This window comes from Xaviernesmea oryzae (genome assembly GCF_900109605.1).
Lineage (GTDB): Bacteria > Pseudomonadota > Alphaproteobacteria > Rhizobiales > Rhizobiaceae > Xaviernesmea > Xaviernesmea oryzae.
Genome location: NZ_FOAM01000010.1, coordinates 1 through 22493, shown reverse-complemented (window position 1 = coordinate 22493; position 22493 = coordinate 1). Strand labels below are relative to the sequence as shown.

Genomic DNA, 22493 nt, shown 5'->3' with positions numbered 1-22493 from the left:
CTGAGAGACTGCCGGTTGACCGGCCGCCTCGAGACGATCTTCAAGGGGTTGAGGAGAGCGCCAGCATCATGGCCGACACGATCAACAGCGTGCATCTGAACGTGGCGCGCGGCGCCAATGAAAATCCGGTGCGCCGCTTCTTCCGCGCGACCGAAATCGACACGCGCCTCCTCGGCATGATCGGGGCGCTCCTGATCATCTGGGTAAGCTTCCAGATTTCCACCGGCGGCCTGTTTCTGACGCCGCGCAATCTGTGGAACCTGACGGTGCAGACATCCTCGGTCGCCGTGATGGCCACCGGCATGGTGCTGGTCATCGTCACGCGCAACATCGACCTCTCGGTCGGCTCCGTGCTCGGCTTCTGCGGCATGGTGATGGGCGTCGCCCAGGCGCAGATCCTGCCGCAATATCTCGGTCTCGGCCATCCCGCCATCTGGGCCCTGACGCTCCTGATCGGTCTTGTCACCGGCGCTGCCATCGGCGCGCTGCATGGGCTGATCATCGCCTTTCTCGGCGTGCCCTCCTTCATCGTCACCCTTGGCGGCCTGCTGGTCTGGCGCGGCGCCACCTGGTTCGTCACCTCGGGCCAGACCGTGGCGCCGATGGACCCCACCTTCCGCCTGATGGGCGGCGGCACCGAAGGCTCGATCGGCGCGACCGCCAGCTGGATCGTCGGCCTCGTCGCCTGCCTTGCGATCATCTGGGCGCTCCTGCATGCGCGCCGCCAGCGCAAGCGCTTCGGCTTTCCCCGCAGGCCGGTCTGGGCGGAATATGTCCTGGGCGGCGTCGGCTGTGTCATGGTGCTGGGCTTCGTCACCGTCGCCAATTCCTACTACTGGCCGGCCAACATTGCCCGCCGCTATGCCGATGCCAACGCCATCGCCTGGCCCGAAGGCGGGCTGCTGATCCCGCATGGCATCGCCGTTCCCGTGCTGATGGCGATCGCGGCCGGCATCATCATGACTTTCATCTCCACCCGCCTGCGCTTCGGCCGCTATGTCTTCGCCATCGGTGGCAATCCCGAGGCTGCCGAGCTTGCGGGCATCAAGACCCGCTGGGTCACCGTGCGCATCTTCACGCTGATGGGCGCGCTCTGCGCCATCGCGGCGGCGATTTCGACGGCCCGGCTCAACGCCGCGACCAATGCGCAGGGCGAACTGGACGAGCTTTATACGATCGCGGCGGCCGTCATCGGCGGCACCTCGCTGGCCGGCGGCACCGGCACGATCGCCGGCGCCATGCTCGGCGCTTTCGTGATGCAGTCGCTACAGTCCGGCATGGTGCTGCTCGGCATCGACAGCCCGCTGCAGCGCATCGTCGTCGGCATGGTGCTCGTCATCGCCGTCTGGCTCGACACCGTCTACCGCGCGCGCGCCAAGTGAGCCGATTTATCGCGCTCCTTCGGTCACAGTCTTAAGGAAGAGGACCATGTTGGACAATCAGACGCCGCTCGTGGAAATGCGGAACATCTCGATCTCCTTCGGCGGCATCCATGCCGTGGATAATGCCTCGGTCGATCTCTATCCCGGCGAGGTCGTGGCCCTGCTCGGCCACAATGGCGCCGGCAAGTCAACGCTGATCAAGATCCTTTCCGGCGCCTACAAGCGCGATGGTGGCGAGATCCTGATCAATGGCGAGCCGGCCGAGATCGGCAATCCGCGCGACGCCAAGAAATACGGCATCGAGACCATCTACCAGACGCTCGCCGTCGCCGACAATGTCGACGCTGCCGCCAATCTCTATCTCGGCCGCGAGCTGCGCACCCCGTGGGGCACGCTGGACGACGTGGCCATGGAGGCCAAGGCCCGCGAGGTCATGGGCCGGCTGAACCCGAACTTCCGCCGCTTCAAGGAGCCGGTGAAGGCGCTTTCGGGCGGGCAGCGGCAGTCGGTGGCGATTGCCCGCGCCATCCTCTTCAATGCCCGCATCCTGATCATGGACGAGCCGACCGCGGCGCTTGGCCCCCAGGAAACGGCGCAGGTCGGCGAACTGATCAAGCAGCTGAAGCGCGAAGGCATCGGCATCTTCCTGATCAGCCACGACATCCACGATGTCTTCGACCTGGCCGACCGCGTCTCGGTGATGAAGAACGGCCAGGTCGTCGGTCACGCCCGCACGGAGGACGTGACCAAGGACGAGGTGCTGGGCATGATCATTCTGGGCAAGGTTCCGGCCAAGGCCGTTCCCGGCCCGGGCGCCATGCAGATGGCCTGAGCGCGACACGAAACCGACAGGGGCAGGCCCGTTCGACAACCGGCCTGCCCCGCCCAGATCAGCAGCCGGCCCGCATGAAAATCTGGCCCTCTATATATAATGAGTGCCAGCTTCATTTGCCGGCTGGTTTCATGCTTGATCAGGCTCAATCTGTCCGTAGGTTTTGGGGGCTCGGTCGAGGTCGCGCAGGAAGGCGGCCGCGCTCTCGCGATAGGCCTTGCGCGTTTCCGGCGCCATCCGCGCCCAGCTGGCATAGACGGGCGCCATGCGCCGATTGCTGCGGAAGCGACTTTCGTGCCGGGCGAGAAAGTCCCAGTAGAGCGCGTTGAAGGGGCAGGCATCCGTGCCCGTCTTCTTCTTCACGTCATAGGCGCAGCCACCGCAATAATTGGACATGCGGTTGATATAGCTGCCGCCGGCGGCATAGGGCTTGGAGCCGAGCAGCCCGCCATCGGCAAACTGGCTCATACCGATGACATTGGGCATTTCCACCCATTCATAGGCATCGGCATAGACCTCCAGATACCAGCGATGCACAGCCTGCGGGTCGATGCCCGCCAGAAGCGCGAAGTTGCCTGTGATCATCAGCCGCTGGATATGGTGGGCATAGGCCATGTCCCGTGTCTGGCGAACGACGGCACTGACGCAGGCCATTTTGGTTTCGCCCGTCCAGTAAAAATCCGGCAAGGCGCGGCTGGCGTCGAGCGCATTGTTTTCGGCGTAGCCGGGCATCTGCAGCCAGTAGATGCCGCGCACATATTCCCGCCAGCCGATGATCTGGCGGATAAAGCCTTCCGCAGCGTTTAGTGGCGCCTTGCCCGCTCGATAAGCAGCCTCGACCCGGCGGCAGACGGAGAGCGGATCCAGCAGGCCGGCATTGACATAGAAGGACAGCAGCGAATGGCTGAGCACGGGATCGGCCGTGAGCATCGCATCCTGCCGGTCGCCGAAGGATGGCAGATGATGGGTGACGAAATCATCGACCAGAGATTCGGCGTCCTTGGCCGTCACCGCGAAATCGAAACCCTCGAGGCTACCGAAATGCGCCGAAAACCGTGCTGACACCAACTCGAGCACCTGCGCGGTGATCCGATCAGGCCGGATCGCGCGTCTGGCGGGCGGCGCAAACAGGTCGTCGCCCGCTTGCGAGGCTGGCTTTCGGTTTTCCGCATCGAAATTCCAGCGTCCCCCGACCGGCTGGTCGCCATCCATTAAAAGGCCGGTCCGACGGCGCATGTCTCGGTAGAAATATTCCATGCGCAGCGCCTTGCGACCCTTGGCCCAGGCGGCGAAGTCTGCGCGCGAACAGAGAAAGCGCCTGTCGTCACGGATCTCGACCGGCAGGTTGAAATCCCGCTGCCAGCCGGCCATGGCCTGCGCCACGCGATATTCGCCCGGCTCGGTAACGATCAGCCGCTCAGGCCGAAGCGCACGCACCGCCCGCCGCACTTCGCCGGTGAAGGAGCCGCTGTTGTCGACATCGTCGAGCTTGGTGTAATCGACCGAAAAGCCCTTGTGCCTCAGCGCTTCGGCGAAATGGCGCATGGCGGAAAAGAGAAAGGCGATCTTCTTGGGGTGATGGCGCACATAAGTTGCCTCCTCCATCACCTCACAGAGAACCACGCGGTCAATCTTCGGGTCAGCGCCGTTGAGGCTGCTGACATCGAGGGACAGCTGATCGCCGAGGATCAGGATCAGATTGCGCGCGCTCACCATTCGATCCTGCTGCCATCATAGGCGAAAAAGCCGCCATTCGCGTCGTCCGGCAGGCCATCCAGCGCGGCCAGAAGCCGGTGGGCGGCCGCATCCGGCGCCATTTTGTCATGCCCCTGCCCATAGGTCTGTGTCAGATTTGTTGCCACCGTGCCGGGATGAAGCGCCACGAGCAGGCTCTGCGGCCGGCTGCGCGCCAGTTCAATCGAGGCCGTGCGCACGATCTGGTTCAGCGCCGCCTTGGCCGCGCGGTAGGAGATCCAGCCACCCAGCCTGTTATCGCCGATCGAGCCGACCCGCGCCGACAGCGTGGCGAAGATCGCACGCCGATCCCTCGGCAAGAAGGGTGAGAAATGCTTGATCAACAGCGCCGGGCCGATGGCATTGACCGCGAACTGCCGGGCCATGGCGGCGGGATCCAGCGCACGCAGCGATTTTTCCGGCCGGTCATCAGCGATCTCCAACGCGCCGGTGGCATCGAAAATCAGGTCGAAACCATCCAGCTCCCCGCTCATGCGCTCGGCCGCCGCAGCCACACGCGCCTCATCGGTGATATCCAGCCCATCGACGCTGCGAGACAGACGGAGAACTTGGCCTGCCGCAGGCGCGCCGTCCAGCGCCCGCGCGACGGCACCGCCTATGCCGCCGCTTGCCACGATCACGAGCGCGGTGAAACCCTGCCGCAACGACTGCATCATCCACTCCTCCCGCTCGGCCACGTCAGCAGCGGCCACCACAAGGCGGCTTTAAAATATGCGCTTTGGCCTGCACGCCAAGCCTTCCATCTCCTCCTACGCCGCCCGGCCCTCATCGGATCGTCCCACCACACCACACGCCGCCCCCCGCTCGTCCCTTACGCACAAGCACGCGCCGCTTTCTGCCGGAAAGCCCCGGTTTCCCATTGAAGCCCGCCGCAAGCTAGGCTATGAACGCCTCATCCACCTGCTTCGGCGCCTCGGCGGCCGATGGATGCACCCGTAGCTCAGCTGGATAGAGTGTTGGATTCCGATTCCAAAGGTCACAGGTTCGAATCCTGTCGGGTGCGCCATTTCAGTACAGAACTGCGAACGCCCGCGGCATCTGGCAAAATCAGGGCAATCTGCTCCCCTTCGGCTGGCAGAAGCCCAAGCTAAACATGCGAAGCGTCCACAATCAGACGTGCCCTTCAAATCTCGCTCCGCTTGTTCATCTCCGACTTGCTTGAAGTTAAGTTGTGGCACGAAACCGTCGGTCGCAAGCCGTAGCGTCAAGTTCGCGGGTTCGACCGACATGAAGTTCTCTGGCAGATAAGGACCGCTGTCGCATCCGCGATTGAAACGCTGGCCGTGGCTCAGGCACGTCTTGGCCGATGGTGGTTATGCCGGTCTGAAGCTGCGAGCTGCGTTGCGTAGGAGCGCGAAGTACACGTTGCAAATCGTCAAGCGAATAGACAAGACAAAAGGCATCGAAGTGCTGCCGTATTGCTGGGTCGTAGAGCACACATTCGCCTGACTTGGCCAATGCAAGCGACTGACCAAGAAGTGGAGAAATCAATGGTTTTTGCTGAAGCCTACATGCTTATTGCCCACATCCGCATTCTCAGCAGCAGGCTCGCAAGGTGCCATGCTTATAGAGTTCTTTCGGCTCAGGGTCTAATGACACGAGGGCAGTCGGTGTCCGCCTCATAGCATCTGCAACCAAGCCTCATTCAGGGACGCCAAGCTTCACGAAAATGATAAAATACGATGCTAATATAGAAAATAGTTTGGTGCCGGCAATGTTATGAAAATTATTTACTTCGCAAAACCCCTTGAATTATGAATTTCGTAACGTGCCTGATAGCGACACAAATACAGCGTCACTGTCCTAATCTGATTGCTCCACAAAGATGCGGGACATGTTATCGACAATATAATAAGGCTTATATATAGAATCACTTGATTCACACTATGCATTCTTAGGTAAATAAATCATTAAGTGGGCAGAAAGATCGTTTATAATGTCGCATTTCGATAGCAGAATTAAAGATAAAAGAAATTCTGAATCAATGATAGCCGTGGTGTTCTTGCGAGATTTTGGTTTTTCAGATCAGGCGAATTTGCGAAATGCTTTGCGGAATAATTTTCCTGACTGTTCAGCTGATATTTCCAGTAATAAAGATAAGGATCCTTTATTCGTTTTTTTCCATAGAGGGTTTGTTTGCAGCGTCATGTGCTTTGAAGCAAATGCGCCGATGGCGAAAACAGATCCTGCCTTTGTCAATGCATGGTTCTGGCCCACAGCGTGGGATGAACTCAGTCGCCATAGCGCGCATATTGTGGTGTCGGTTGCTGCGGGCGATGGCGCTCGGGCTCGCGCGCTGACCCTTCAGCGCATACTCCAAAGCGTTCTTTTTGCCTCACCTTCCGCCATTGGCGTACATTATGCCTCCTCAGGTACGCTTTTACCGGCGAAACTGGTGTCGCACATTCTGCAGGAGGGCGATCGGCCGGCTCCGATGCTGTTCCTGTCTTGCTTCTTCGCGCGCGAAAAAGATGGAAGTTTTCCGCGACCCGGAATTATGGCTTCGACGAAGGGCCTTACTGAATTCGGTTTATTAGAAATTGAAGCAAGAGGATTTACCGGATCTCCAGCTGAGCTTCATCCCTTTCTTCTGACGGTCGGCGCAAGTCTGTTGGAGCAGAAGATGACATTGAAAGATGGAGACACACTCAGCATCGGGTCTAGCGAAGCGGTGCGCGTGGCACTCGTGAGATCTATTCTCCACGATGCAGACGTTTATGGACTTTATTTTCAATGAAATAATGTCAGCCCAGCCACGAAAGAGCGACAATCTTGGGACCATCAAGAACCGATTTAAAAGTTTATGAATTACAGCCGAGAGGAAGTAATCGTGGTCCAGGCTGGAATTTCGTAAATTATAACACACTCCAACCTGACAAGTCAGGAATAAGAGCAAAGGATGGCTGGCCTGATGGTCTGTTTTCTATCACACGCGGCCCCTGGACAATTCCAGAATTTTCAGAAGCACCACATTTCATTATTGACTCCAAGCTCGGACGTCCAATCCGAGACATAGAATATATTGATGGATTTCTTTTCATTTCAGGAAAGTTTAAAGTGTTGATCGAAGAGGTGGCGCCAAGGACATGCGACTTCCGTAAGTGCGCGACTGAATACAAAAACGGCGAGCCCGGACCAGAGCTTTGGCTATGCTCTACAATAAAAATCTTTAGAGATGCCATTAACTTTGAAAAATCAAATGTAATACTCTCAAGCATTGGGAGCTTCATGATACTTCGTGAGACGTATTTTAATTTTAGAGAAATTGAAATGATTGACGCTCGTCTATTTCGGTTAGCAGAATATTCTGGAGGTTTTTTTTGCACGCATTACTTTAAAAACAAATGCAGAGAAAAGGAAATAAAGAATATTTCGTTCAGGGAAATTGGTCAAATTGAATTGAATCAATAAATTATTTTACGGGAGAGCAAGGTGGCAGAATACGAAAATCATCATGTCATTCCTCAATCAATATTCGATAAATACAAAGAAGTGTTCACAGAACTCGATTTGCAGAAAGACGACATAGAACGAAATATTCAAAAATTGCCGACGACGCAGCAGCTTGCGAATGAAACTGGATGGGCTGCACACACCGGCGGACACCTGAACTCGTACACCGAACCGCTCAGAGAAATTACCAGCGCTACAGATAGCTTTCTCACTGGTTTGGGAGATAATGCATTATCTGTAAAATCAGCTATTAAACAAGAATATATCAATCTCCAAGACGAGATGCGAGAAGCTTTAAAGAGCCAGAGCTTGCTCACAAACAGACTTGATTCTTTAAGCTTGGACGAAAAAACTGCACGGCAGCTAGCCAACGACATCAATAACGCCTTCTATCAGAATTCGACCGCATATCAAAATCTCCAAAATATTATCAGTGGCGTTGAGTCACAAGCAGCAAAGATTACTGGTGTTGGAGTATTAACAGCAAGTGACGTTTTGCTCGGGGTAGTCGAAGTTGCTTTATCAACACCAGTATGGGCAGTTACGGAATATTTTACAGACGCGCAGCCACTTAATGGCGGCGAACAGGAGCTCATTGATGCCATAAACGCCCAAGGGCTGACATCCAGTGCGAGCACGGTTGAGTACCAGGATGAGACGGTTAGTGTTTCACCGAGTAATTACGGCTACCTAGACCCCTCGCAGCCACAAGCATCCACTGTCGCTTCGTCTGACCTAGGCGCTGCGATCAACAGGACCACTGCGGGTGGTTATCAGGCGCCGCAAACGGCTGTCACGGTTGATCCTGTTTCTCCGGTTCATACACCTGTCACGCTGCGAGAATTGACGGAACCAGAGCCGCAACTGCCGCAGCCTAGCGCGAATAGTCGCGACGATTGGAATGACGACGACTGGCAGGACGATGATGACGATAACTGGCAGGATAATTTCGACGACGATGATGACAATGACGATGATTGGCAGAGCGATTACGGTAGCGACGACCGCGACGACGATAATGATGATGGTGATGATCGCGGAGACGACAACGACAGCAACGACGACGATGGAGATGACAGGCCTGTCCTCCTGGATCTCTCGGGCAAGGGCCTGACGATCAAGACGCTTGCCGCGTCCACGCATTACTACGACATGACCGGTCATGGCCGTGTCAACCACACGGCCTGGGCCGCGGATGGCGAGGGCGTTCTTGCGATCGACGTCAATGGCGACAACAAGATCGATGGTCTGAATGAGATCGATTTCAAGGCTTGGGATCCGTCTGCAAAATCCGACCTCGAAGCCATTGCGCATCTCTTTGACAGCAACCACGACGGCAAGCTCGATGCCAACGACGCGGTCTTTTCCAAGTTCCGCGTGCTCGTCGATGGCAAGGTTCTGACGCTGGCGCAAGCGGGCGTCGCTTCCATCAACCTCATGGCGTTTGGCGCCGGGCAAACCTTCGCCGACGGTTCAAAGATTACCGGCACAACCACGTTCATCAAGACCGACGGCACAACCGGTCTCGCGGGCGACGCGACATTCGCATTTGAGACGAGTAGCGTTTCGCTCGGAGATACCTCTGCGTCGAACAATGGCAAGACCGTCGAGACGCTGGTTGAGACAGACGACTCGGGCGTAAAGACGAAGATCACGACTGTCACGACCTATAGTGATGCCAACGGCGCGCACAGCGACTTTGCCTATGACACCAATGCGGATGGTGTCGTCGACGCTTTCATGACCGATGTGACCAAAACCTCGGGATCGACGACGACAGAAACGCAAACCAACTATGGTACGGACAACGTCGTCGTGACCTCGCGCGTGACCACGGTGACAACGACGGATGCGTCAAAGAACGTCACGATTACCACAAGCGTAGATACAGACGGAGATGGCCATGACGACACGGTCGAAACCTATGTCCAGGCTGCAACGGGAGCAACGTCGAATACGACTTCCCATTTGAACCGGGACGGCTCGATTGCTGGCACGGTCAAGATCGCGGCCTCAGCGGATGGACTGACAAAAACGACATCGACTGACCATGTCGGCGCGGCGACAAGTTCGGCAGAGGCCTTCGACAAGGTTGTCACCGATGTCATTCAGCTCAACCCCAACACCAGTGCCAGTAGCATCGAAACGGTCACAACTGCGAGCAGCAACGGCAAGACGCTTGAGCAGACTGTCAAAACGGTCAGCGCGGACCGCGCGACCGTTACTCGGACGCTGGATGCAGATGGCGACGGCACGATCGACTCCACTTCGACAGCTGTCACCATTTCAACCAACGCCGGCACAACTGTCACCGCGCAGAAGGTGAGCAGCGATGGTTCGTTGATGACCGCGAATGTTCAAACGACGAGTACCGACGGCCTGACAATCACCACGAGCACGGACGACTTCGGTCTTAAGTCTCCCACGGGCGCGGTGGCGTACCTGACGACAACGGTGGACGCGACAACGCTCGCATCGGACGGTGGGCGCAAGGAAACAATCACCACAAAGTGGAATTCCGGAGCGGTGGCCTCGTCTGTCTCCAAGGACACGAGCGCCGACAAGAAGACCATCACCACGCATATCGATACAAATGGTGATGGCAGGGACGACCAGACAATCGCGGTCGTTCCGGGCAGTGCTGGCGCACAGGTCACCACCGTCAGCAACTTTGCCCATAATCGGGCGCTCATCAGACAGGCCGTTTCCACAACCAGTGCGGACGGCATCTCGGTGACGACCGATGTGACCCTGGCCGGGAGTGGGATCGGGGCAACAGAGCATTCCGACATCACGGTCGTCGACGCCGCCAGCAATCGCGTGCGGACTGTCAAAGACAAAAGCGCTAATGGAACGCTGCTGGATGTTTCACAGACAACGACCAGTTCCAACGGTCTGTCGGTGCTGAGCAAGTCCGATAGCCGCGGCTTGACGGGAAGCTCAGGAATTGCCGTGTTCGACCACACAACGGATCTGGAGACCACGGTAGCGGCTGGTGTCAAAACGGTTGCGACGACGGTCTGGTGGGGCGATCAGAACCTTGGTCATAACGGCGCCAACACAAAACTTCTTTCCAGCGCCACGATCGTGACCAGCGCCGACCACCAGACGGTCACAACGTCGATCGACTCTCAGGGTGACGGCAAGGCGGATGTCACCGTTGTCGCTCACGTGAACGATGATGGCTCGACGACGACGAAGACCACGCAGGCCGGCTACAATCTCTCGACGAAGGCGGCGGTCATGCTGTCGCAGCGCGAAAGCATCAAGTCCGCCAATGGGCTTTCCACGACGACCTGGACAGATGAGACGGGAACGGGCGCTTACAATCGCCGCACGACCGATAATATCGTCTACAACAGCGATGGCTCCAAGACCGAACTCACCGATCTCCGCGTGGTGAGCAATGCCTACAACGCAAAGACCCTATCGAATACCAATACGACTCTTGTCAGTTCAACATCGACGACGGTATCGGGCAATAACCTTTCCAAAATCGCACAATATAAGGCAGTTGGATCGGTCTCGGCGACCAGTGTGCCAAGCTATGTGACGCAAACATCGGATGACGAAACGACTATAAATGTCGATGGCGGCCAGACCGAAGTCGTCACCAACTGGTACGGAGCGCAGAATCTGACGCATAACGCTTCAGGCACGACGCTGAAGTCGGTTACGAAAACCGTGACGTCCTCAAACGGTCTTTCAAAGACAGTATGGACCGATATCAATGGCGCGGTCGGCAAATCCGCAACCGATTTTGTCTATAACGAAAAGGACACGGACGTCGTCACTTACGACGTGGACAGTGCCGGTGGTTACACCGGGGCGACAACGGAAACAATTTCCGTCTTTGCAGAGAGCGGCAGTTTAGGCGCCAACAAGGTCACCGACCTGTTGGTGAGCAAGGCGATCACCAAGATCAGCGCCGACAAAAGCGTTGTCGCTGTCACACAGGATATCGATGGTGACGGCGTGGTCGACAAGCGCGTCACCAAGTCGTTGCAAGCGGACGGAAGCCAGATCACCATTTCGCAGGATTTCGTCGCAAGCTGGGTCGCGGCACGTGACAAGACTGTGCTCTGGGAGGCGGCAAATGGGTTGCGCAAGACCACCCAGTATTTTGGACTTTCCAACGGCTCCAACAGCATGTCGCTGCAGGAGACGGTCGATGACCTCATCACGCTCGGCGCCGACGATAGCCAGACCGAAACGGTGACTGCGAAGGATGCCGCCGGAAACGTGATCTTCCAAACTGCCACGACCACGCATTCCAAAACGTTGACGTCGTCGACCGTCCGCGCGCAGAGCGGTGTCTTCGTTAGCAATACCATCAATTCATCGACAAGCTTTGCTGATGATGGCACGCAGACGGCGATCACCAACAATCTTTACGGTTCAACACTTCACGATTCCACAAAGACCGTTACCAGCGCGGACGGTACGTCTGTAGAAATTGATAGAGACGTTGACGGGAATGGAAAGAACGACTGGATCGAGACCAGCCAAGTCCGTGCAGATGGCAGCAAGCTGGAAACCGTCAAGGACTACGCTCCGGACGGTATCACACTGAAGGATCAGGTTACCTATCTCACATGGTCGGATAGTGTCGGCACCCACAAGACGACGCAACGGGACACGACGGGCAAACTCAGCTCCGGCGCCGCTGTCTTTGACCAGACCGTGACGGACACGAGTGTTCTGACTGCGGATGGCGGTTCGATCGACACCGTCACCTATAGCGACGCCTCGAATACGGTTGTTGCGCGGGAAGTCACGCAGCAATCGATTGGCGGCCTGAACGTCAAGCAGCAGTTCTATACGGGTGCTGCAGACAGCACGCTCTACCGGACTGTGACCAAGAACACCGTCGTGAACACGGACGGGTCGCAGACCGTATCCGAAACGACCTACGACGCGGCAAGCCACCTCCAGTTCAGGACATTGATCTCGACCGACGCGACCGGGCTCAAGGTCACCCGCAGCTGGGATACGGCAGGCTCAGGGACAAGCTATGATCAGGTCGAGACAGACAATACCGCGCTGAACGCCGATGGAAGCAGGACCGAAGTCAAGACCGACATGAACGGCGGCAAGCTCTTGTCGCAGTCGCAGACTACGACGAGCGCCAACGGTCTGACCGTCACGAAGCTCATCGATGTCGGCGGCACAGGCGCCTATACCGTTCGACGTGTCGATAAGACTGTGAATAATCTTGACGGTTCGCACGTGGAAACCATCACTGAATATGATGTGACTGGTAATCCGAATGGCGCCGGCAAGCTGAAAGACACGGTGATCACGACGGCCAGCGCAGATCATCTCACCAAAACCATCCAGCGGGATGCCGACGGCGATGGCATCTACGAGCAGGTCGAGACGATTACGACCGGTATCGATGGAAGCAGCGTCGAGAACCTGGTGGACAAGACGTCAGCAGGTGTCGCGAAAGGCACCGTGAACACGACGATAAGCGCCGACGGCTTGGTCATTACGACGCTCTATGATCTGGATGCGGACGGCACGACGGACCGGACGCGCACCGAGACGAAAATCAAAAATGGCGACGGAAGCCAGGTCGATACGATCGTTGAACTCAATTCCGACGGAACGCTGCATCAGAAGAGCGTATTGACCACGAGCGCCGACGGGCTGACCTCCACCCTCCAGTGGGATACCAATGGCGCCGTGGACGACAACAAAAACGCGATCTACAACCGCACGCAGATCAGCAAAACTGATCTGAGCGGTGCCGTCACGATTTCCGCCAATCTAATTGACGGGGCAAACAATCCTTACACCCAGACGACGACCATCAGCGCGGACGGTAGGATCAAGACCGTGTCCTTCGTGGACACGTTGGCCAACCAATATATCGAGAGATACCAGCAGGTCACGACGAACAATATCGACGGCAGCCAGTCGATCGTCACGACAGACACCAAGGAAAAACTGGTAAGCGGCACAAAGACCGACAAGAATACCTATTCGGATGTCTATGTCATCGATAAGCTTCAGTCCACAGGCGTTGTATCGGCCGACGGCGTGAAGACGATCACGACGTCGTCCAATTCGAGCAGCGGACAGTTTACCGTTACCGAAAGCACGTTCGGCGGCAAGATCGCCAACGGCATCGATGAGACGAAGGCCCTGTCTTCAACGGGAACAACGAAAGACACGACGGCGAACAACATCGACGGAGTGACCACTGAGCTATCGGAAACCGCATCGATCAGAACCAAGCGCGTGTCTTCGATCTACAACAACACTGTCGTCAGCTATGTGGATGACGGCACGGTGGATCTGAACGGCAACGGCGACCAGATTATCTTGCGAACGAACGGGAGCGTAAACACCGGAGGTTCAGGCATCAGCATTGATGTCGTCGGCACGAATGCCACTGCCACGTCCTCCAAGTCCGCCATTGCGCTCGAAGCCGGTATTGTTGGCTTCACGCTAAACGGTGATTTGAACAAGATCACCGCAGTAGGAGCGGGCGACGGTCTGACAATCAACGGAACCAAGAACAGCCTGGCCATGAGCAATGGCTTCGTCACACAGGCCGCCAACGACACTCTGACGGTGACGGGCGATACCAACCGCATCGACATCCAGGGTGATGACACTGTCACTGTGATTGGATCCGCTGACAATGTTAATGCCAGTGGTTCGAGAAACAATGTGACGATGAGCAATGGCGCCGCCATCGTCAGCGCCAGCTCTGATCTCACCCTCGCCGGCGACAAAAATGCCGTCACCCTCAAGGGCGCCTCCGCGCAATTGATGACCTCGGGAAGCGGCACGACGGTCGACATGACGGGGTCCGACGAAACGGTCGTCACATCGGGGTCGACGATCACCGTCGAATCCGGCGCCACCACCGCGACCATTCAGGGCGATGGCGGCAATGCCGTCACCGTTGCCGGCTCGGGAACCACCCTCGCCCTCGCAGGTCAAAGCAACACGGTAGCCATAACGAATGGCACGCTCACACTTGGCGACAATGGTTCGACGACGGTGACTGGAACGGGGAATAACATCAATGCCTATTCGGCAGGATCTGCAATCGCGGTCTCTGCGCTGGGCAAGGGCAATATCCTGACCGCTTCGGGCAAGGGCACTATTGCCGCAACGGTGGCGGATGGTTCGACGGTCAACGCCACCGGATCCTCAGGCGGTGTCGGAAGTCTCACTGTCACGGGCAACAACCTCAACATCAACGCAACGAATGACGCCAGGTTCACCGTGACCGGAACAGGGGCAACCATTGATGCCACAACCTTGGGCCTCGCCAGCGCCTCAGTCTCCGGCGCGAAGGTCATTCTCGAAGCCAACGCGCTCCTGAACCTAGCCGGTGACAAGAATGCCGCCACCCTCAAGGGGTCCCACTCGCAACTGACGACCTCGGGCAGCGGCACGACAATCGACATGACTGGGTCCGACGAAATCGTCAGCACGAAGGGATCGACAATTACAGTCGAAGGCGGTGTTAAAGCCGCGACCGTTCAGGGCGACGGCAGCAATGCGGTCACCGTTGCCGGCTCCGGGACGACCCTCACCCTTGCAGGTCAAAGCAATACGGTTGCCATAACGAGTGGCACGCTCGCACTTGTGGACAATACCTCGGCGACGGTCACCGGAACCGGCAATAACATTAATGCCTCCTCCGCAGGATCTGCGATCGCAGTCACCGCGCTGGGCAAAGGCAATATTCTGACCGCATCGGGCAAGGGTGCAATTACTGCAACGATGGCGAATGGTTCGACGGTCAACGCCACCGGATCCTCAGGCGGTATCGGAAGTCTCGCCGTTACGGGTAACAATCTCAACATCAACGCAACGAATGACGCCAGGTTCACCGTGAGCGGAACAGGGGCAACCATCGATGCTGCAACCAAAGGCCTTGCCAGTGCCTCGGTCTCCGGCGGAAAGATCACCGTCGAAGAAGGCGCAATCCTGAGCCTTGCCGGCGACAAGAATGCGGTCACCCTCAAGGGCTCGTACTCGCAGTTGACATCCTCTGGAAGCGGCACGTCAATCGACATGACCGGGTCGGACGAGACGGTGACTACGAAGGGATCGACGATCACCGTCGAATCGGGGGTCAAAACCGCGACCGTTCTGGGCGATGGCAGCAACGCAGTCACCGTGGCCGGCTCGGGGCTGGCAATTACACTAACCGGTCGAAGCAATACAGTTTCCGCATCGGGTCAAAAAAACACGGTTGCAATGACGAGTGGCACGCTGACTCTCGGAGACTATAGTTCGACGACGGTGACTGGAACTGGAAATAACATCAAGACTGGTGATATAAGAAACTACGCGATCGAAGTCACCGTTCTGGATACAGGCAACACCCTAACTTTGTCGGGCCTGGGACCTGCGACTGCAACAGTCGCAGACGGTACGATCGTCAACGTCGGGTCTGATAGCTATGATGACCAAAATTTCACCGTTACGGGCAACAATCTCAGTATCAGGGAATTCGGGCGTTACCCTATCCTCACCATCAACGGAACAGGAGCAACCATCGATGCTGCAACCTACGGCCGCGGCAGGGCCTCTGTCTCCGGCGCGAAGATTACCCTCGAAGACTACGCATTCTTGGTTCTCGCTGGCGACAAGAACGCCGTGACCGTCAAGGGCTCGTACGCGAAATTGTCGGCATCGGGCGATGGCACAACAATCGACATGGCCGGGTCCAACGAAGCGGTCGCCACAAAGGGATCGACGATCACTGTCGAATCCGGTGTCACAACCGCGACGGTTGAGGGCGATGGGAACACCATTACCGTTGCCGGCTCTGGCACCGCTCTCACCCTCGGGGGCGAAAGCAACACGGTTGCAATAACGAATGGCGCACTCACACTCGACGGTTTTAAGAGTTCAACGACTGTGACTGGCACTGGGAATAGCATAATCGCTTCCGCTTACGACGCAAAACGCTCTATCGCAGTCACCGCGCTGGGAACGGGCACTACCTTGACCGCATTGGTTGGGGTCGTGACTGCAACTGTGGCAGACGGTTCGACCGTGAACGTCGGATCCTCGCCCACATCCATGAGTAACGTTGCTGGAAATCTCACCGTTGCAGGCAACAATCTCAACATCAAGGAATTCGGGACCTCCCACCTCACCGTGAACGGAACAGGGGCAACCATCGATGCCGCAACCAGGGGATATGCCATTGCCTCGGTCTCCGGCGGGAAAATCACCCTTGAAGAAGGCGCGAGCCTGAACCTCGCCGGCGATAAGAACGCCGTCACCATGAAGGGCAAAGGCACGCAACTGACGACCTCGGGCAGCGGAACGACGATCGACATGACCGGGTCCGACGAAACGGTCGGCACGATAGGATCGTCGACGGTCACCGTCGAATCCGGCGTTTCAACCGCGACGGTTGGTGGCGATGGCAACACCATTGCCGTTGCCGGCTCTGGGACCGCGCTTACCCTCGCAAATGGAAAAAATTCGGTCGCAATATCAAATGGTACACTGATACTCGGGGGCTCTAGTTCGACGACGGTGACCGGAACCGGAAATAACATCAAAGCGGCCTATTCCAAATACCCAATAACAGTCACGGCTTTGGGGTCAGGTACTACACTGACCGTTTTGGGTTCTGAACAGACGACTGCGACAGTCGCAGACGGTTCGACCATCAACGTCAGCGATGGGTATAGCGATTTCGAAGGACGTCCTGTTACCTTTGGCGCAGGCCTCACCGTTACGGGCAATAATCTCAACATCAAGGAATCTGGGTCGAGATCGAGCGTCACCGTGAACGGAACAGGGGCAATCATCGATGCCGCAACCCTCGACGGGGCCTGCGCCTCCGCCTCCGGCGCGACGGTTACCCTCGAAGACCACGTACACCTGAACCTCGCCGGCGACAAGAACGCCGTCACCGTCAAGGGCTCGTACTCGCAATTAACGACGTCGGGCGATGGCACGACAATCGACATGACCGGGTCTGACGAAACTGTCATCACGAAGGGATCGACGATAACCGTCAAAAGCGGCCTCAAAACCGCGACCGTTCTGGGCGATGGCAGCAACGCTATCACCGTTGCCGGTTCCGGGACCGCGCTTACCCTCGCCGGTCTAAGCAACACGGTTGCAATAACAAGTGGTTCGGTGACCGTGCAATCAGGTGCGTCCGTAACACTCACAGGTGACGGCAATCAGATCAGTGATCTTACCTCTGAAACAGTCAAAACATCGGGCAAGACCAACGCGATCGACGTAGCATCGACTGGCAGTCACACCGTCCAGACCAGCGATGGATCCGTGAAGCTCGAATCCGGAGCCAGCGCGACTATTACCGGCAACAACGACGTCATCACGTTAAGTGGAAACAATATGGCGACGGTGAGCGGCACAGGCGAAACCTATATGTTTGGAAAGGGCGCCGGCCAGGACACGATTGCGGCTGCCAGCGGTCAGAATACCGGCGTGGTTGATTTTGCGAGCAGCCTAACGAGCCAGAATGTCTGGTTCTCCCAATCTGGTAAAAACCTGAGTATCCAGATCCTTAGTAGCAACGACAACCTGACGATCAACAATTGGTTCGGCGACTCGCCGACGGCGCCGGTCCAGAGCTTTGCCACGACGGATGGATCGAAACTGGATAGCCAGGTCACGCAGCTTGTGTCTGCCATGGCCAGCTATTCGTCCCATAACAGCGGCTTCAACCCAGCAACAGCAACGCAAATGCCGACTGACTCGACGCTACAAAATGCGATCGCCGCCGCTTGGCACCATTGAGGGGCCGACGTTGGTTTCGCGAGAGCATCGGACCGAAAAGTGGAACCGGTTTTCGGAGAAATCCGATGCAAAAACAAAGAACTAGAGCATCAAGCTGAGCACTATTCTTCAGTCCGATGCTCTAGGGTCTGTATGAGGCGTCATGTTGAGCAAAATGAGTATGAGTAAGCCGGCGTCAAACGGCGGGCTTGAAGCGCTTGTCCTGCTTCTGCGGCTAAATGGCGTGGCCGCAGATGCAGAGCAGATCCGTCATCGCTTCGGTGGAACCGACATCAACATGGCGGAAATCCTACGCTGCGCGAAGGAATTCGAGTTTAAGGCACGCGCTCTTTCAAGCCACTGGGAGAGGCTTCAGAAGACCGCGCTACCGGCAATCGCACAAGCGAGGGACGGCAGCTTCTTTATCCTTGGCAAGGTGTCCGAGACCGGTGTCATCATTCAGGATCCGCGTCTCGGACGAGCTCAGGAACTTAGCCGCAGCGAGTTCGAAACAAAATGGAACGGTCGTCTCATCTTGATGGCCCGCCGTGTCAAGCTCGGATCGCTCGCCCGTCGGTTTGATATCTCCTGGTTCCTGCAGGCAATGGTCAAATACCGACGCCTCCTTGCCGAGGTGCTTGTCGTATCCTTCTTCCTCCAGGTCTTCGCGCTGATCTCTCCGCTGTTCTTCCAGGTGGTCATTGATAAGGTCCTGGTTCATCGCGGTCTGACAACGCTCGATGTTCTGATCATCGGCCTCGTCACAATTTCCATCTTCGAGACCGTCCTCACGGGCTTGCGCACCTACGCCTTTTCACACACCACGAACCGCATCGATGTGGAACTCGGCGCCCGTCTGTTTCATCATCTGCTGGCTCTACCGATAGGCTATTTCGAGGCCAGACGTGCAGGTGATAGTGTCGCCCGCGTTCGCGAACTGGAAAACATTCGCTCCTTCCTGACCAGCTCATCCCTGACGCTCGTCATGGACCTCCTCTTCACCTGCGTCTTTCTCGCCGTCATGGCGTCTTATTCAGTGGCGCTTACAGGAATCGTCGTTGCGTCCTTCCCCTTTTATGTTGGCATTTCCGCAAGCGTTACGCCTGTGTTTCGTCGCCGCCTCAATGAGAAATTCAACCTCGGTGCAGAAAACCAATCCTTCCTGGTGGAAACGGTCAGCGGCATACAGACCCTGAAGGCCATGGCCGTGGAACCCCAGATGCAAAGGCGGTGGGAGGAACAGCTTGCAGCCTACGTCAATGCAAGCTTCCGGTTGTTGTCGCTCGGAAATTGGGCAAGTCAGAGCGTTCAGCTGGTCAGCAAGCTCGTCACCGCCATCGTCCTGTATTTCGGTGCGAAGGCCGTGATCGAGGGCAGCATGACGGTCGGTCAGCTTGTGGCTTTCAATATGCTCGCAGGTCGTGTCGCAAGTCCTGTACTGCGAATTGCGCAAGTCTGGCAGGATTTTCATCAGGCCCGAGTCTCCGTCGAGCGTCTCGGCGACATTCTAAACACCCATCCGGAGCCCAGCTTCGCACCGGGAAAAGCGGCGCTTCCGGCCTTACGCGGTGGCATCTCGTTCGAACACGTGACGTTTCGATACAAGCTGGATGGGCCGGAAATCCTGAAGGACATCACCATCACCATTCCTCCGGGGCAGACGGTCGGCATCGTGGGCCCTTCCGGTTCAGGCAAATCCACTCTCACGAAACTTGTGCAACGGCTCTATCTGCCCGAGTCCGGGCGGGTTCTTGTCGATGGCGTCGATCTCTCCGCGGTCGATATCACCTGGCTGCGCCGGCAAGTCGGTGTCGTTCTCCAAGAAAACGTCCTGTTCAACCAATCCATCAGAGACAATATCGCCCTTGCCGATCCTGGGATGCCGATTGAACGCGTCATGGCGGCGGCAAAACTAGCCGGCGCCCACGATTTCATTCTCGAATTGCCCGACGGATATGACACCCCTGTTGGAGAGCGCGGTGCCAACCTGTCCGGTGGGCAAAGGCAGCGTATTGCCATCGCTCGGGCCCTCGTCATGGATCCAAAGATCCTCATTTTTGACGAAGCAACGAGCGCTCTCGATTATGAAAGCGAGAGTGTCATCCAGGAAAACATGCTGCAAATCGCGCAGAACAGGACTGTGCTCATCATTGCCCATAGGCTTTCTGCCGTCCGTCATGCCGATCGCATTTTGACGATTGAGCGCGGGCGTCTGGTTGAGGATGGAAGCCACGAAGAGCTTGCGAACACAAATGGCCGATACGCATCGCTTCTTCGTCTCCAGTCGAGTGTCAACAGTGTCGCCTGAGCAAAAAACCGCCCATATTCTGCCATGGCCAAAGACACCGCCCCGTCACGAACAGGAGCGGCAGTTTCTTCCAGCCGCCCTGGAGATCGTTGAGACGCCCGCGTCGCCTGTCGGAAGGGCGACAGCATTTATTATCATCCTGTTCTTCTGCCTTGCCCTCGTGTGGTCCTACCTTGGACACGTCGATATTATCGCGTCGGCACAAGGGCTTTTGGTGCCTGCAGGCAAGATCAAGATTGTCCAGCCTCTCGAAACAGGCATCGTGAGCGCAATTCACATACAGGATGGCGACAGGGTTCATGCCGGGGATCTTGTGATCAGTCTCGATGAAACTGAAATCCTGGCGGAAAGAGACAAGATCGTCCATCAACTGCAGCAAGCTCGGCTTGATACGGCGCGGCTCACAGCCCTAAAAACATTAGGAAAACCAGAAGAGGTGGAACGTGTGTTCGCACCACCGGAGGGAATAGCCGACAGTCAGGTCCAGTTGGCGCGTTCTTATGTTCACGCTCAGGCCAGCGAGCAGGCGGCCAGGATCGAAGCCATCAACGAACAGGTTGCCCAAAAGCAGGCGGATGCCGACGAGGTCCGTGCGAGCATGGAGAAGTTGAAGGCAACCTTGCCGATCCTTGAGGAGAGGCTGGCCATTCGGAACGCTATGTTTGAAAAACAGGTCGGCGATCGGTTTCAGTTGCTGGACGCGCAGCAGCCTGTCACGGAGACCAAACACGATATCGTCGTGGCAGAAAGCCAGCTCATCAGTTTGCTCGCGGCCGCTCAATCGCTCATCCGCCAAAAGGAACAGATCGCGGCCGAATACCAGCATCAGGTTCTGAGCGATTTATCCGATGCAGAGCAGGACGTGCGGACATTTACGCAGGATTTGTTGAAGGCCGAACGTCGGCTGGCGGAAACCAAACTGACGGCTCCCATCGACGGAATTGTTCAGCAGTTGGCGGTCCATACCCTGGGTGGCGTTGTCACATCCGCACAACCGCTTATGCAGATTGTTCCTGAAGACCGGCCGCTTAACTTGGAAGTGAAGGTGGCAAACGCAGATGTCGGCTTCATCCGGGTGGGACAAGAGGTTCAGATCAAGGTCGAGACCTATAACTTTACGCGCTATGGTCTCGTCCAGGGGCATGTGACATCCCTGAGTGCCGATGTGGTCACAGACGACAAACGCGCGGTGGGTTCTACCGGACAAGGCGGCGATAGCAAAGGGACGCAGACGGATTCTGGTAGCCTGTCGCCCGCCTATGTGGCGCGCATTGAGCCAGACGCCAAGTTTATGACGATCGATGGGCGACAAGAGCCGTTAAAACCAGGGATGGCGGCGACAGCGGAAATCAAAACCGGCTCCCGAAGGATTATTCAATATCTGCTCTCGCCTATTCGACAATACGAAGATGAATCGATGCGAGAGCGGTGAAAATTGTCCGACGTCTGCGTCCATGAGGCAGATTTGGCTTAATCTGTGCAAGGAGGATTTTCAGCTCATCGTAGCTTCATCAGGGCAAGCAAAGATCAGACAAAAACCCGGCGCAGAGACGGATGACCGTGAAGACGATCAAGGATCCTTGGTATTCGATATATTAACGCAGAGCAGTAACATATATCCCTTTCCAGCGGCAGCTCCTAATAGCATCTCCCTATGCTAGGCCCTGTTGACAAAGTGGATTTCCAAATCAGGGGAAGCATGATTCAAGACTGCTTTTTGGGAGGCAGCTTTGGCTCGTGGCGACCTTACGGATATGGAGTGGCGGATCATTGAGGGTCTGTTACCCACCGAACGCGGTAGGAAATCCCGGCCCTCGCACGACAATCGACGATACCTGAACGGTATGCTGCATGTTCTTCGGGTTGGCTGCCCCTGGCGCGATATGCATGAGCGCTACGGAAAGTGGAACTCGGTCTATGTGCGCTTCCGCCGGTGGGCTGAACAAGGAGTTTGGGACGCTCTGCTTGAGACCCTCGTTGAACTGGGGCTGACGGATGACTGGCAGCACATGATCGA

Annotated in this window: 10 protein-coding genes, 1 tRNA gene and 1 pseudogene; 10 read left to right on the top strand and 2 right to left on the bottom strand. The window is 56.9% G+C overall.

All coding sequences use genetic code 11. The annotated features are described in order from the left end of the window. The first annotated feature begins 68 nt into the window (after positions 1-68). Together BMX61_RS13575 and BMX61_RS13570 are read left to right on the top strand one after the other, a co-directional pair. Positions 69-1382 (top strand): sugar ABC transporter permease, encoded by a 1314-nt coding sequence (locus BMX61_RS13575; protein ID WP_075628304.1) that lies wholly within the window; start codon positions 69-71, stop codon positions 1380-1382. A gap of 46 nt (positions 1383-1428) precedes the next feature. Continuing rightward, complete coding sequence (locus BMX61_RS13570; protein ID WP_075628305.1) at positions 1429-2214, top strand: ATP-binding cassette domain-containing protein; 786 nt, start codon at positions 1429-1431, stop codon at positions 2212-2214. A 129-nt stretch (positions 2215-2343) separates the two neighbouring features. On the opposite strand, the gene BMX61_RS13565 is transcribed toward BMX61_RS13570, so the two are convergent. Continuing rightward, positions 2344-3930 (bottom strand): cryptochrome/photolyase family protein, encoded by a 1587-nt coding sequence (locus BMX61_RS13565; RefSeq protein WP_075628306.1) that lies wholly within the window; start codon positions 3928-3930, stop codon positions 2344-2346. Then, positions 3924-4625, bottom strand: coding sequence for an SDR family NAD(P)-dependent oxidoreductase (locus tag BMX61_RS13560; protein WP_075628307.1), 702 nt, complete (start codon positions 4623-4625; stop codon positions 3924-3926). The genes BMX61_RS13565 and BMX61_RS13560 overlap by 7 nt, the downstream gene beginning before the upstream one ends. Before the next feature lie 273 nt (positions 4626-4898). Between BMX61_RS13560 and BMX61_RS13555 the strand changes: the two genes are divergently transcribed. The 8 genes and pseudogenes from BMX61_RS13555 to BMX61_RS13515 form a co-directional block, all read left to right on the top strand. Next, positions 4899-4975, top strand: a tRNA-Arg gene (locus BMX61_RS13555). 263 nt (positions 4976-5238) lie between these two features. Further along, a pseudogene (locus BMX61_RS13550) lies at positions 5239-5594 on the top strand (transposase); the annotation flags it as partial. Between the two features lie 311 nt (positions 5595-5905). After that, on the top strand, positions 5906-6706 hold the full coding sequence (locus tag BMX61_RS13545) for a DUF4261 domain-containing protein (RefSeq protein WP_083639490.1): 801 nt from the start codon (positions 5906-5908) through the stop codon (positions 6704-6706). A 35-nt stretch (positions 6707-6741) separates the two neighbouring features. Next, positions 6742-7380, top strand: coding sequence for an imm11 family protein (locus BMX61_RS13540; protein WP_170854942.1), 639 nt, complete (start codon positions 6742-6744; stop codon positions 7378-7380). A gap of 21 nt (positions 7381-7401) precedes the next feature. Beyond that, positions 7402-18189, top strand: coding sequence for a hypothetical protein (locus tag BMX61_RS13530; protein WP_139198925.1), 10788 nt, complete (start codon positions 7402-7404; stop codon positions 18187-18189). A 142-nt stretch (positions 18190-18331) separates the two neighbouring features. Continuing rightward, complete coding sequence (locus BMX61_RS13525; RefSeq protein WP_407703771.1) at positions 18332-20476, top strand: type I secretion system permease/ATPase; 2145 nt, start codon at positions 18332-18334, stop codon at positions 20474-20476. Then, on the top strand, positions 20421-21908 hold the full coding sequence (locus BMX61_RS13520; protein ID WP_170854941.1) for an HlyD family type I secretion periplasmic adaptor subunit: 1488 nt from the start codon (positions 20421-20423) through the stop codon (positions 21906-21908). Before BMX61_RS13525 ends, BMX61_RS13520 begins: the two co-directional genes overlap by 56 nt. Before the next feature lie 298 nt (positions 21909-22206). Further along, positions 22207-22493: transposase (locus BMX61_RS13515; RefSeq protein WP_139198924.1), on the top strand; the 287-nt coding region annotated here is incomplete at its 3' end.